Raw genomic sequence first — 13,436 nt, 5'->3', positions numbered from 1 at the left:
CTGGTTGACAATTTTTGATCTTTCGCTGCAAGCGACCATTCTAAGAAGGTGTGGGCGGAGGGCGCCGTGTTCGGACTCTGTGCGATGGTGCAGGGGCAACGATGCCGGCCTGGGGCTGGCGAAAATCGCAAGCAATGCTAGAATATGCAGCTTTTTCCGGGCGGTCCTGAGTGTTGAATGGAATGGTGCTTTGCGATGGCTGGGCTCCAGTCAGGCGCTGAGGGTGCCCGGTGGTCCGTGCAGGGGCTGATGGATCTGATCGAATTGATCGGTCGGCCACACGCACGATTTCTCAGAGGTGAACTTATGTATGCGGTCATAAAAACCGGCGGCAAGCAGTACCGTGTTGCGGCTGGCGAAAAAATCAAGGTAGAACAGATGCCGGCAGACGTAGGTCAGGATATTGTGCTGGAAGAGGTGCTTGCCGTGGTCAACGGTGAAGACGCCAAATTCGGTACTCCCCTGGTCAGCGGTGCAAAGGTGACGGCCAAGGTGCTGTCGCACGGGCGGCACGACAAGGTGCGCATTTTCAAGATGCGTCGCCGCAAGCACTATCAGAAGCATCAGGGGCATCGGCAGAATTACACCGAGCTTCAGATCGAAACGATCTCGGCCTAAGGAGTATCAGACATGGCACAGAAAAAGGGCGGCGGCTCGACGCGTAATGGTCGCGACTCAGAAGCCAAACGGCTTGGCGTGAAGGTGTATGGCGGCCAGGGCATTTCGGCTGGCGGCATCATCGTGCGCCAGCGTGGCACCAAGTTCCACGCCGGTCACAATGTCGGCATCGGCAAAGACCACACCTTGTTCGCGCTGGTCGACGGCCGCGTTGAATTTGAAGTGAAGAGCGCGTTCAATCGGCAGACGGTTTCCGTCGTAGCCAACTGATCGGCAGATCCGGCACCTCAGTGGCCGGATCGGGGTGAAAGCCCCACCAACGCCCCGGCATGGTGACGCAAGGCACACGACGCGTGTGCCTGTTTCACCAGCCGGGGTTTTCTGTTTTTTCTGCGAAACGAGCCCCCCGTGAAATTTGTCGATGAAGTCGTGATCGAAGCGCACGCCGGAAACGGCGGCAACGGCTGCGTGTCGTTTCGCCGCGAAAAATTCATTCCCTTTGGTGGCCCGAACGGCGGCGACGGTGGTCGCGGCGGGCATGTCATTGCGCGTGCCGACGTCAATCTGAACACGCTGGTGGATTTCCGATTTTCGAAATTGCACCGCGGACGCAATGGCGAGCATGGGCGCGGTGCGGATCAGTATGGCGCGGGGGGTGACGACAAGGTGCTGCGCATGCCGGTCGGCACCCTGATCTACGACGCGGAAACGAATGCGCTGATCGCCGATCTGGTGCAGGATGGCCAGGAGATCATCATCGCCCGGGGTGGCCAGGGCGGGCTGGGCAACCTGCACTTCAAGTCCAGCGTGAATCGTGCTCCGCGCGAATCGACCAAGGGGCAAGAGGGGGAACACCGCAAACTGCGCCTCGAATTGAAGGTGCTGGCCGATGTGGGTTTGCTGGGCATGCCCAATGCGGGAAAGAGCACCTTGATTGCCGCCGTGTCGAACGCCCGGCCCAAGATCGCCGACTACCCGTTCACCACGCTGTATCCCAATCTCGGCGTCGTGCGTCTGGGGCCAGGCCGGAGCTTCGTCATTGCCGATATTCCCGGGCTGATCGAGGGTGCGGCTGAAGGGCAGGGGCTCGGACACCAGTTTCTGCGCCATTTGCAGCGGACCAAGCTGCTGCTGCACATCGTGGACATGGCGCCTGTGGAAGAGGGCGCAGATCCTGTCAAGGATGTTCGCGCCATCGTGGCCGAGCTGAAAAAATACGACGCGGACCTGGCCGCCAAACCTCGTTGGCTGGTGCTCAACAAACTCGATCTTCTGCCTGAAGGCGAGCGCGAGGCCGCGGTGAAGAATCTGCTGCGCCGACTGCGCTACAAAGGCCCGGTATTCCCGATTTCGGCACTGGCGCGCGAGGGACTTGACCCCTTGCTGCACGCGATTGCCGAACATATCGGCCAGAGCAGGCCGGTCGAAACCGTCGAACCCGATCCCCGCTTTCGTGACGATTCTTTTGACGATGTCCGCCCCTGAAATGCAGCTGTTGTCGAGTTCCGTCGTGCAATCCGCGCGGCGCATCATCATCAAGGCCGGCTCCAGTCTGGTGACCAATGAAGGGCGCGGCGTCGATCTCGAAGCCGTCTCGCGCTGGGCCGGACAGATTGCGGGGCTGCGCTCGGCGGGCAAGGACGTGATTCTGGTTTCCAGCGGTGCCATCGCCGAGGGCATGCGCCGCCTGGGCTGGTCGCAGCGTCCGCGTGAGATGCATCAATTGCAGGCCGCGGCGGCCGTGGGCCAGATGGGGCTTGCGCAAGCCTACGAAACGGCGTTCCGCGAGCGCGGCATGATCGCCGCCCAGGTCTTGTTGACCCACGCCGATCTGGCCGATCGCCAGCGCTACCTCAATGCCCGCACGACCTTGCTGACCCTTTTGGAGCAGGGTGTCGTGCCGGTCATCAACGAGAACGACACGGTGGTCACCGACGAGATCAAATTCGGTGACAACGACACCCTGGGCGCCCTGGTCACCAATCTGGTGGAAGGCGATGTGCTCATTATTCTCACCGACCAGTCCGGTCTGTACAGCGCCGATCCACGCAAGCATGCCGACGCCACGCTGATCGCGCAGGCTGACGCCGAGGATGCCACGCTGCAGGCGATGGCGGGCGGCGCCGGCACCGGAATCGGCACCGGCGGGATGGCCACCAAGGTCACGGCAGCGCGGCGCGCAGCGCGCAGTGGCGCACATACGGTGATTGCAAGCGGCCGCGAGCCCGAGGTCTTGGCGCGGCTCGCACGGGGTGAAATCGTCGGCACCCAACTTTTGGCCGGACACGCCAAGCTGGCCGCACGCAAACAGTGGATGGCCGATCACCTGCAGCTGCGGGGCTGGGTGACGGTGGATGAAGGCGCGGCCCGTCGGCTTCGCGCCCAGGGCGCGAGTTTGCTGCCCGTCGGCGTGATCGAGGTGCACGGGGACTTCGAGCGGGGCGACGTCATTGCAGTACGTGACGCCAGTGGCGCGGAAATCGCCCGTGGATTGAGCAATTACGCGGCATCCCAGGCCCGGCGCATCATGCGCCGTCCGTCTTCGGACATCGAGGCCATTCTTGGATTCAGCGAGGAACCCGAGCTGATCCACCGCGACAATATGGTGTTTCTGTAGGCGGATTCCGCCGCTATCAATCCGAAGGGGCGTGCAGCCCCAGTTCGATGCGGCGCACCAGGTCGGCCGCAGGGCCTCGGACCGACTGGTTGCGGCAGAAATCATCGCGGAACAGCGTGGAGTGCACACGAGCGGCGCCGTTTTCGGGAATGGGCTGCCAGTCACTTCCGGCTGCCGCCACCCACTGCTTGCTGGCGTCGTTCCAGAGGGCATAGAGTTTCCACTGCCGCTTGGCGCAATTGATGCCCTCGTAGGTGATGTTGCTCGGACCGTCAGGCGTTTTTCCGACCAGGGTGTAGCGCACGGTCTGTCCGGGTTCTACCGAGACCGACCCCCGATCGACATAAAACTGAAGCGACCCACTCGCGGTGATGTGCACGTGCACGAGGTCTTGGGGTGCGCGGGGAAAGGTCACTGGGGCTTCGGCTGTCGTCGTTTTGGCGCCGAACCAGCCTTCGTCGCTGGTGGACTGCGCGTGGGCGCAGGGCGCCAGGACGAGTGCGGGCCACAGACAGGCCAGCAGTGCGGCGCGCACAGGCGCCGATCGGGAAAACATCATGCGGGATCCGGGTTGGTGAGATGGGAGGACGTAGCGCCAGGCTCGGCAACCGTCCCCGGCCCTTCGTGCCGATGGCGCAGATTGGCGCGCAGGAATCGCGTACGAGGTTCGGCTTTGGGCAGGAAGTGCGCCAGCTCGGTAAGCGCCATCTGATAGACCTCGCGTTTGAACTCGATCACGCTGTCGAGCGGGATCCAGTATTCGTTCCAGCGCCAGGCGTCGAATTCGGGGTGCTCGGTGGCGCGCAGGCAGACATCACAATCGCGTCCCGTCAGGCGCAGCAGATACCAGATCTGCTTCTGGCCCTTGTAGATGCCGCGGCTGTCGCGGCGAACGAAGTGACTGGGCACGTCGTAGCGCAGCCAGTGCCGGGTACGGGCGATGATGCGGACATGACAAGGGTTGAGGCCGACCTCTTCGTGCAACTCACGGTACATCGCCTGTTCGGGCGTTTCGCCCGGGTTGATGCCACCCTGGGGAAACTGCCAGGAATGCGCCCGGACGCGCTTGCCCCAGAACACCTGATTTCTGGCGTTGAGCAGGATGATGCCCACGTTGGGACGGTAGCCTTCGCGATCCAACATCGCCTGATCCTCGATCTTTTAGAATTCTCCGCTTGATTATAGGCAGCGACGCCGTCGTTGCAGGGGGTATCTCCACAGGGCGAAGGGGCCCGTGGAAGGCCCTTGACGGCTGACGCAGCCGATCCCGCTGTCCTTCTCACCCCTTCTCCTCAATGTCGGCCCCGCGCCGCTACGCATGAAAATTTCCCGATTTTTCATCTCCACTCAGAAAGACGATCCGGCTGATGCCGATGTTCGCAGCCAGGCGCTGATGCTGCGCGCAGGCATGATCAAGAAGCACGCCGCCGGGCTTTACAGCTATCTGCCGCTGGGCTTGCGCAGCATCCGCAAGGTCGAGGCCATCGTGCGCGAGGAAATGAATCGCGCGGGTGCGATCGAGTTGCTCATGCCCGTCGTGCAGCCCGCCGAACTCTGGCAGGAGACGGGCCGCCTGGACAAGTTCGGGCCCGAGCTGCTGCGCATCAAAGACCGCCACGACCGCGACTTCGTGGTCCAGCCGACGTCCGAGGAGGTCGTGACCGACCTGGTGCGCAGCGAGGTGCGGAGCTGGCGTCAGCTGCCGCTCAACTTCTATCACATCCAGACCAAGTTCCGCGACGAACGACGTCCGCGATTTGGCGTGATGCGGGCCCGCGAGTTCACCATGAAGGATGCCTATTCCTTCGATCGCGATTTCGAGTCGGCGCAGGCCAGCTACCGAGCGATGTTCGATGCCTATGTGCGGATCTTCCAGCGCTTTGGCTTCGAGTTCCGTGCCGTTGCGGCGGATTCCGGCGCCATCGGCGGATCGCTCAGCCATGAATTCCACGTCATTGCCGACACCGGAGAAGACGCCATCGCCTACTGTGAGGGTTCGGACTTTGCCGCCAACATCGAGAAGGCCGAAGCGCTTTCCCTGATCGCCACGCGCGCAGAGCCCTCACAAGCCCTGCAGAAGACGCCCACGCCGGGCGCGGCGAAATGCGAGGACGTGGCGGCCCTGTTGGGCATCGCACTGCAGCAGACGATCAAATCGGTCGTGCTTGCGGTCGACGCCGAGAAGGCCGGACAGCCGGCCACGGTGGTGCTGCTGCTGGTGCGTGGCGATCATGCGGTGAACGAGGTCAAGGTGGGCAAGCTTGCCGGCCTGTCCAACACTCGCATGGCGACCGAGGCCGAGATTGTGGCCACCTTCGGCACGCCCCCGGGCTATCTGGGGCCGCTGGGCACCCGCCTTCCCGTTCGCGTGATTGCCGACCGCACGGTGGCCCAGATGCACGACTTCGTCGTCGGCGCGAACGCCGAGGACTTCCACTACACCGGCGTCAATTGGGGGCGCGACCTTCCCGAGCCCGAGGTGGCGGACATCCGCAACGTGCTGGCGGGCGACCCCAGCCCGGATGGCCAGGGCACGCTCTCGATCTGCCGTGGCATCGAAGTGGGCCATGTGTTCTATCTGGGCACCAAGTATTCGGCCGCGATGGGCGCGACCTTCCTGGACGACAAGGGCAAATCGCAAACGCTGGAAATGGGGTGCTACGGCATCGGCATCACCCGCATTCTCGGGGCCTGCATCGAGCAGAACCATGACGCCAAGGGCATGATCTGGCCGGATGCGATCGCGCCGTTCACCGCCGTGATCTGTCCCATCGGCTATGACCGCAGCGAGGCCGTTCGCCAAGCGGCCGACGCGCTCTACGACGAGCTTCTGGGGGCCGGTGTGGATGTGGCGCTGGACGACCGCGGCGAGCGCCCGGGCGTGATGCTCGGCGATTGGGAGCTGATTGGCGTGCCGCATCGATTGGTGGTTTCCGATCGCGGCATCGCCGCGGGCACGGTGGAATACCAGCATCGCCGCGATGCCGCGCCTACCGTGCTGCCACTGGCCGAGGCGTCTGCGCAACTGCAGTCCCGCCTCAAGCACTGAGCCTGTTTTCGACACGGCCCGCGAGCGTATGAGGCGTCTATCGCGCCGCCATTGCCTGGTGCGGATGGCTGGGCTCGGCGCCGCCATCGGCGCGGGCTGGGGCCTGCCCGCGACCTACGCCTGGGCGGGGGCGCAGAAGGAAGAGCAGCTCAGCGACGCGGTGCGCACCGTGCTGGCTGCGCAGATCGCCGAGGCACCCCCGCCGCAGCCGCATTTTCGCGATGCCAACCACTTCGCCCAGTATTGGGTGTGGCTGGCGACCGAGTCGGCGCGGCTGCAGAACCGCATCCCCGGGTTTTCTGTGCGCCGCGATTTTCTGCAGACCGTCTGGTACGAATCGCACCGCGCCGGACTGGAGCCCGCGCTGGTGCTGGGGTTGATCCAGGTGGAAAGCGGCTTCAAAAAATACGCCATCTCATCGGCCGGTGCGATGGGTTATATGCAGGTCATGCCGTTCTGGACGCGGCAGATCGGCAATGGCGAGGTGGCCAGTCTGCTGCACATGCAGGTGAATCTGCGTTACGGCTGCGTCATCCTGCGTCACTATCTGAACCTCGAAAACGGCAACCTGTTCTACGCCCTCGGCCGCTACAACGGCTCGCGCGGGCGGGCGGCCTATCCGGATGCGGTACTCGCCGCGCGACAGCGCTGGCTGGTCGCGGGCGGTTCGGGCTGAAGGTTCAGCGCGGCATCATGCCGCCCATGCGCTGCATCATCTTGAACATCTTGCCGCCCTTCATCTTTTTCATCATGTCGCGCATCTGCTCATATTGTTTGAGCAGCCGGTTTACCTCCTGCACCTGAACGCCCGCGCCTTGGGCGATGCGGCGCTTGCGCGTGGCCTTGATGACATCGGGCTTGTGGCGTTCCTGCGGCGTCATGCTGTGGATGATGCCCTGCATGCGGCGCATATCGCGTTCGGCGCGGCTCATGTCGGCCTGCCCGGCCTTGGCCTGCATCTCGGCCGGCAGCTTGTCGAGCATGCCCTGCAGGCCGCCCATCTTGTTCATCTGCTGCAGTTGCATGAGAAAGTCGTTGAGGTCGAATTGGGCGCCCGACTTCACCTTGGCGGCGAGCTGCTGGGCGGCGTCGATGTCGACCTGGCGCTGCGCCTGCTCCACCAGCGCGAGGATGTCGCCCATGCCCAGAATGCGGTCGGCCATGCGACGCGGATCGAAGGGCTCCAGGCCGTCGATCTTCTCCGACACCCCGGCGAACTTGATCGGCGCTCCGGTGACCTGGCGCACCGAGAGCGCCGCACCCCCGCGGGCATCGCCATCGAGCTTGGTGAGCACGATGCCGGTCAGCGGCAGGGTGTCGTGGAAGGCGCGTGCGGTGTTCACCGCATCCTGGCCCTGCATGGCATCGACCACGAACAGGGTTTCGATGGGTTTGAGCGCGCCGTGCAGCTCCCGGATCTCGCGCATCATGGCCTCATCCACCGCGAGACGACCCGCTGTGTCCACGAGCAGTACGTCGAAGTGGTGGCTGCGCGCATAGTCGACCGCGCGGTGCGCGATGTCCAGCGGCTTGTCGGTGGGCTCGGAAGGAAAGAACTCCGCACCCGCCTGGGCCGTCACGGTCTGCAACTGGGCGATGGCCGCTGGCCGGTAGACGTCGCACGAGACGGTAAGCACCTTCTTCTTCTGCCGTTCGGTCAGCAGCCGCGCCAGCTTGGCGGTGGTCGTGGTCTTGCCTGCGCCCTGCAGACCGGCCATGAGCACGATGGCCGGCGGCTGGGTGGCGAGGTTGAGCGGTACGGCATCGCCGCCCATGAGGTCGGCAAGTTCGCGCTGCACCACACCCACCAGCGCCTGGCCCGGGGAGAGCGAACCGACGACTTCCTGGCCCAGGGCTTTTTCCTTGACGCGGGCGGTGAACTCCCTCACGACCGGAAGCGCCACATCGGCTTCGAGAAGCGCGAGCCGCACTTCGCGCAGCATGTCCTGGATATTGGACTCGGTGATGCGTGCTTCGCCCTTGAGGGTCTTGACCACGCGGGACAGACGTTGGGTGAGGTTGTTGAGCATGAGGCGTGGAGGATTCGGGCGTTGGGTGGACCGGCAGGCGCGGGGCCTGTTGCCAGTCTGGTGTTTGCCGCTCGCGGCCTAGGGCTGCCGCAGGGGGGTCGGTTAAACTTGAAACATGTCGATTTTAGTGAATAGCCTCGCCTTTGCCTTCTATATGCTGGCTGCGGTGTTGTCGCGCCCCACGCCCGCTTTGGCGCTGGGTCATGCGGAAAGCGGCAACCAAGGGACGACGCAACGCTCCGAGCGCTGGTCGACCTGGGTGATGGCGCTGGCCTGGATCGCCCAGACCATCACGTTCGCCATGGTGCTGCATGGCGAGTTGCAGCCGCATTTCGGCTTCGCTCAGGCGCTCTCGGTCACCTTCTGGTTGGTCGCGGCGGTCTATTGGGTGGAAAGCCTCTATTACCCCTTGCAGATGCTCAGGAGCTGGATCTGCCTGCTGGCGGCCATGTCCATCCTGTTGAGCTGGGTGTTTCCGGGCACCTTTACGCCGCCTTACGGCGCCGGCCCCACCTTCGCCTTGCACTGGGCGATGGGCATCGCGGCCTACGGACTGTTTGGTGCCGCGGTGCTGCATGGCATCTTGCTATGGACTGCCGAACGCTCGCTGCACCGGCGCAAGGGCGCGGTGTCTGGGGTCTCACGCAGCCTTCCTCTGCTCACCCTGGAAAAGCTCACTTACCGGCTCGCGGGTGTGGGCTTCGCCCTGCTGACGGCGTCGCTCGTGTTTGCTGCCACGTTCAGCGAGAAGCTGTTCGGCAAGCCCTTCGAGTTCAATCATCAGGCGGTGTTCGGCATCGCCGCCTGGCTCATTTTCGCCGTGCTGATGATGGGCCGGGTATTTCTGGGTTGGCGCGGCACGCGGGCCCTGGGCTGGCTGTTCGGCGGCACTGTGTTGCTGTTGCTCACCTATGTCGGCTCGCGCTTTGTGCTGCAGGTGATTTTGCAACGATGAAGTACCTCGTTCTGTTCGTGGTGGTGATCGTCGGGCTGATGCTCATCAAGAGGGCCCAGCAACCCCGTACCGTCCGCCCCCCTCAACCGACCCCCAAGCCACAGATTCCGGAAGCGATGCTCCCCTGCGCGCACTGTGGGGTGCACTCTCCCGCCAGCCGCTGTGTCTGGCGCGATGGCAAGCCGTTCTGCTGCGACGAGCATGCCCGTCTGGGGTCGTAAATCGCAGGCGGCGGTCGCCGCTGAAAGTGCCTTCGCGCGGTCCATGTTCGCGCCGACAGCCACGTCGTCCGGCACGGCTTTCGTGCCTTCGTCCCGCCTCGGCCGTGAACGTCTGCGGACCTACCGTGTATTGGCCGCGGCACGGGTGCTCATGGCGTTAATGCTGCTGGGTTGGCTGGTATTGCTGCCCATGCTGCAGGCCAGACCGCACGATGTAGGCGAGCCCACCCACGATCTCGGGTATTGGGTCGCGCTGCTCTACGTGGTGTTGACCGCCTTGAGTCTGTGGTGGAGTTTCTTCCGCGCGGACGGCCTGGCCTGGCAGGTGCTGATTGCGATTGCCGTCGATCTGCTGGCGTTCAGCACCCTTCAATTCACCGCAGGCTATCCAGCGCGCGAGTTTTCTCTGATCTATGCCTTGCCGGTCTTGGCCGCGGGGATCTACGGCACCTTGTCGCTCACCCTGTTCGTCGCGGCTCTGGTCACGCTGATCCTGCTGAGCGGTGCCGCATGGGCCATGATGGGCGGGGTGGCGGCGGCCGAACAGCGCATGCTCAACGCCGCCTTTGTCGGCATAGCCTACTTCGCCGTGGCGGTGTTGACCTGGCAGTTGTCGCAACGTCTCGCACGCCAGGAGGCGAGAGCGGCGGCCAGCGAATCCATCGCGCGGCGCCAGATGGCGCTGAACCAGCGGGTCATCGAGGCGCAGCGCGACGGGGTCATGGTCGTCGATCAGAACATGGTGCTGGAGGCGCTCAATCCGGCGGCGCAGCATCTGCTCGATCTGCCTTGGAGCGATGCGGTCACCGCGCGCTGGCTGGGGGGGCGCAAGGCGCTGCGCGATCTGCCGGCCGCCGAGATCGTGCGCAAAGAGGTGGAGCGCATGGCCATCGACGGCGAGGATGAGCTGGAGGTCCAGGTGCGCACGCCGTCGGAGCGCAAGCTGCTGCTGCGTTTGTCGAAGCTGGAAGATCTGCCGGGCGGCGCGGGCTACCTCATCGTGCTGCAGGATCTGCGCGAGATCGATGCACGCATTCAGCAGGAGAAGCTGGCTGCGATGGGTCGGCTGGTGGCCAGCGTGGCGCATGAGATCCGCAATCCGCTGGGTGCAATCGGTCAGGCCAACCAGCTGGCCCGCGAGTACGCGGCCGACCCGGTGCAGCTCGAGCGACTGCATCATCTCATCGGTCAGAACGTGGAACGCATCAACCGGACCGTGGAGGACGTACTGGAGCTCGGGCGCACCGCACCGCGCGACATCGGCCTGATGCACTGCGCCCCGTTGATGCGCGAACTCCATGCCGAATTCGACCAGCCGGACCAAGGGCGCGTGGGCCTGTTCATTCAGGACGATGCCGCGCAGATCCGCTTCGACGCCCTGCATCTGCGCCGGGTTCTGGTCAATCTGTTGAGCAATGCTCGGCGCTACGCCAGCAACCAGCCGCGATCGATCGAGATCCGGCAACTGGGTGCCGGGCGGGTGCGTGAAATCCAGGTTTCCAATGATGGCCCGCTGATCGACGCGGAACTGCGCGCGCAGTTGTTCGAGCCGTTTCGCACCACCAGCAGCCGGGGCGTGGGGCTGGGCTTGTATATTTCTCACGAACTGTGTCTGCGCAATGGCGCGCGCCTGGTCTATCGCATCGAGCGCGAAGGCACGCCCCAGGCGCGCGGCGCCTTTGTCATTCAGATCGCACCGGGCCCCGAAGCATGAATTCAGCGGATGTGCGCATTCTCATCGTCGACGACGAACCCGACTTGCGCGAGCTCTACACCTTGAGCCTGGTGCACGAGGGCTGGCAGATCGATGTGGCGGCGAGCATTGCTCAGGCGCGAGATCACCTGTCGCGGCGGCAGTACGCGCTCATGCTCACCGATATGCGTCTTCCCGATGGCGAGGGCCTGGAGTTGCTGCGCTGGCTGGAGACCCAGCCCGATCGGCACGAGAAGTCCATCGTCATCACCGCCTACGGCAGTGCCGGAAACGCGGTGGCCGCGCTCAAGGCGGGGGCGTTCGAGTATCTGAGCAAGCCGGTCGATCTGGCCGCGCTGCGCCGCACCGTGCATGCGGCCATCGCCGCGGCTGATGGGGAAGTCCAGGCGCCGACCAGCAGCGCGCTGCAGCGCATGGTGGGCGGTTCCGGCGTGATGCTTGCGCTCAAACAGACACTGCAGCGCGTGGCGCGCAGCATGGCGCCGGTGTTGATTCACGGCGAGTCGGGCACGGGCAAGGAGCTGGCCGCGCGGGCCGTGCACGAGTGCAGTGCCCGTGCCGGCGGCCCCTTCGTTCCGGTGAACTGCAGCGCCATTCCCGAACAGTTGCTGGAGGCCGAGTTTTTTGGCTATCGCAAAGGTGCCTTCACCGGGGCGATGGGCGACCATGCCGGCTTTTTCGCCGCGGCGCAGGGGGGCACGCTGTTTCTCGATGAGATCGGTGAGCTGCCGCTGGCCATGCAGGCCAAGCTGCTTCGTGCCGTGCAGGAGCGGCGAGTGCGCCCAGTGGGCGAGACCGCCGAAGTCGCCGTGGATGTGCGGCTGGTCAGCGCCACCCACCGTCATCTCGAACGGATGGTCGAGCAGGGCCAATTCCGGCAGGATTTGTTTTATCGTCTCAACGTCATTGCCGTGGCGCTGCCCCCGTTGCGCGAGCGTCTGGACGATCTTCCGGTCCTGGTCGAGGCCCTGCTGGCCGACATCCGCCGCGACAACGCCCGGCCTGGCTTGCGACTGAGCCCCGCGGCGCTGCAGCACCTGCGTCAGCATCGCTTCTCGGGCAATGTCCGTGAGCTCGAGAACCTGCTGCATCGCGCTGCGGCCCTGGCGGCGCAGGATCTGCTGGGTCCGGGCGATCTCGAATTGCAGAGCGGCGGCGGCTCCATCGGCATAGCGCCTCTCGCTTCGGCGAGCCTCGATGCGACCTTGTCGACCGTAGCGGCGCCTTCGATCCCGAAGCCCGATGCGACAGCTCACAACAGCGCGCAGGCAACGCAGATTCCGATGGCGCAGTTCGTTGCCCAGACACCACTGCCCCCCGATCTGGGCGACTACCTCGATCAGGTCGAGCGCAGCATTCTTTGCGAGGCACTGCGGCGCACGCGTTTCAATCGCACCGCGGCCGCGCAATTGCTGGGTCTGAATCTTCGCCAGATCCGCTACCGCATGGAACGTCTGGACATTCGCGATCCGGCGGATGGCCTCGTCTGATCATGTCGGTCGCCCCTGATGCCGACGCGGTGAGACAAGGCTGGATGCGCCACGCTCGTCATGTGCCGTCGCCCAACCAGGATGATCGACCTCCCGGCATGCCGATCGATTTGCTGGTGATCCATTGCATCGCGCTCCCACCGCGCCAGTATGGTGGCGATGCGATCGAGCGCCTGTTTTGCAATCGTCTCGATCCTGGGGCGCATCCAGCCTTTGCCGCACTCGAAGGTCTCAAGGTGTCGGCGCATTTCGTGGTTCAGCGCGATGGGGTGCTGACGCAGTATGTGTCTTGCGCCCAGCGGGCCTGGCATGCCGGCGTCTCGCACTTCGCCGGACGCGACCGTTGCAATGACTTCAGCATCGGCATCGAGATCGAAGGCAGCGATGACGAACCGTTCGAGCCCGAGCAGTACGAGACCCTGATGGCCCTGGGCTCCGAACTGTTCGCACGCTATCCCCTGCGCGCCGTCGCGGGCCACAGCGACATTGCGCCCGGGCGCAAGACCGACCCCGGCACAGGCTTCGACTGGCGGCGCCTGAAAGACGGCCTGGCCTTGCCTGTACGAGCCTTTCCTTTCCAGGCGTTTTGAGAGCCTTCCGGGTCTTCCCGGAGACGTCTCTGTGCATGAACCTGTGCATAAGCTGTGGGTGGGCTGTCAATTTCCTCGACACTATAAATAGTGGTTGAATTTCAAACGAGCACTAGATATAGTGTCCTGAGGCTTGGAAATGCGCAGCCGGT

General features: G+C 64.3%; 14 protein-coding genes. 11 read left to right on the top strand and 3 right to left on the bottom strand.

Features of this window, described 5'->3' with window-relative positions; all coding sequences use genetic code 11:
• Positions 1-306: 306 nt before the first annotated feature.
• The 4 genes from rplU to proB all read left to right on the top strand — a co-directional run bounded on the left by rplU (position 307) and on the right by proB (position 3,235).
• A complete protein-coding gene (gene rplU, locus BVH73_RS05595) occupies positions 307-618 on the top strand; it encodes a 50S ribosomal protein L21 (protein WP_079416845.1) in 312 nt (103 codons plus the stop codon).
• Positions 619-630: 12 nt separating this feature from the next.
• Entirely contained in the window at positions 631-888 is a 258-nt protein-coding gene (gene rpmA, locus BVH73_RS05590; RefSeq protein WP_079416843.1) for a 50S ribosomal protein L27, read from the top strand.
• A gap of 138 nt (positions 889-1,026) precedes the next feature.
• Positions 1,027-2,103 carry an Obg family GTPase CgtA gene (gene cgtA, locus BVH73_RS05585; protein WP_079416841.1) on the top strand — a complete coding sequence of 359 codons (1,077 nt, stop codon included), beginning with the start codon at positions 1,027-1,029 and terminating at the stop codon, positions 2,101-2,103.
• A 1-nt stretch (position 2,104) separates the two neighbouring features.
• Positions 2,105-3,235, top strand: coding sequence for a glutamate 5-kinase (gene proB, locus BVH73_RS05580; RefSeq protein WP_079416839.1), 1,131 nt, complete (start codon positions 2,105-2,107; stop codon positions 3,233-3,235).
• 16 nt (positions 3,236-3,251) lie between these two features.
• On the opposite strand, the gene BVH73_RS05575 is transcribed toward proB, so the two are convergent.
• Both BVH73_RS05575 and BVH73_RS05570 read right to left on the bottom strand, forming a co-directional pair.
• Complete coding sequence (locus tag BVH73_RS05575) at positions 3,252-3,794, bottom strand: CNP1-like family protein (protein WP_079416837.1); 543 nt, start codon at positions 3,792-3,794, stop codon at positions 3,252-3,254.
• Positions 3,791-4,378: an RNA pyrophosphohydrolase gene (locus tag BVH73_RS05570; protein WP_079416835.1), complete on the bottom strand. Its 588-nt coding sequence runs from the start codon at positions 4,376-4,378 to the stop codon at positions 3,791-3,793. The genes BVH73_RS05575 and BVH73_RS05570 overlap by 4 nt, the downstream gene beginning before the upstream one ends.
• Before the next feature lie 175 nt (positions 4,379-4,553).
• Between BVH73_RS05570 and BVH73_RS05565 the strand changes: the two genes are divergently transcribed.
• Entirely contained in the window at positions 4,554-6,284 is a 1,731-nt protein-coding gene (locus tag BVH73_RS05565) for a proline--tRNA ligase (RefSeq protein ID WP_079416833.1), read from the top strand.
• A 28-nt stretch (positions 6,285-6,312) separates the two neighbouring features.
• Entirely contained in the window at positions 6,313-6,960 is a 648-nt protein-coding gene (locus BVH73_RS05560; RefSeq protein ID WP_079416831.1) for a lytic transglycosylase domain-containing protein, read from the top strand.
• Positions 6,961-6,964: 4 nt separating this feature from the next.
• Here BVH73_RS05560 and ffh read toward each other — a convergent pair whose 3' ends face one another.
• Positions 6,965-8,314 carry a signal recognition particle protein gene (ffh, locus tag BVH73_RS05555; RefSeq protein ID WP_079416829.1) on the bottom strand — a complete coding sequence of 450 codons (1,350 nt, stop codon included), beginning with the start codon at positions 8,312-8,314 and terminating at the stop codon, positions 6,965-6,967.
• A 115-nt stretch (positions 8,315-8,429) separates the two neighbouring features.
• On the opposite strand from ffh, the gene BVH73_RS05550 reads away from it, so the two are divergent.
• From BVH73_RS05550 to ampD, 5 genes are read left to right on the top strand one after another with little or no spacing between them, the layout of a single operon-like run.
• Positions 8,430-9,269: a cytochrome C assembly family protein gene (locus BVH73_RS05550; protein ID WP_079416827.1), complete on the top strand. Its 840-nt coding sequence runs from the start codon at positions 8,430-8,432 to the stop codon at positions 9,267-9,269.
• Positions 9,266-9,490: a PP0621 family protein gene (locus BVH73_RS05545; RefSeq protein WP_079416825.1), complete on the top strand. Its 225-nt coding sequence runs from the start codon at positions 9,266-9,268 to the stop codon at positions 9,488-9,490. The genes BVH73_RS05550 and BVH73_RS05545 overlap by 4 nt, the downstream gene beginning before the upstream one ends.
• Before the next feature lie 43 nt (positions 9,491-9,533).
• A complete protein-coding gene (locus BVH73_RS05540) occupies positions 9,534-11,204 on the top strand; it encodes a sensor histidine kinase (RefSeq protein WP_079416823.1) in 1,671 nt (556 codons plus the stop codon).
• Positions 11,201-12,694 (top strand): sigma-54-dependent transcriptional regulator, encoded by a 1,494-nt coding sequence (locus tag BVH73_RS05535; protein WP_079416821.1) that lies wholly within the window; start codon positions 11,201-11,203, stop codon positions 12,692-12,694. Before BVH73_RS05540 ends, BVH73_RS05535 begins: the two co-directional genes overlap by 4 nt.
• Positions 12,695-12,696: 2 nt before the next feature.
• Entirely contained in the window at positions 12,697-13,284 is a 588-nt protein-coding gene (gene ampD, locus BVH73_RS05530) for a 1,6-anhydro-N-acetylmuramyl-L-alanine amidase AmpD (protein ID WP_079416819.1), read from the top strand.
• The last annotated feature ends 152 nt before the right edge of the window (positions 13,285-13,436 follow it).

The sequence above is a fragment of the Thiomonas intermedia genome, assembly GCF_002028405.1.
GTDB lineage: Bacteria > Pseudomonadota > Gammaproteobacteria > Burkholderiales > Burkholderiaceae_C > Thiomonas > Thiomonas intermedia.
Note: the sequence above shows the minus strand (reverse complement) of the source record. Positions and strands in the feature narration are given on the sequence as shown.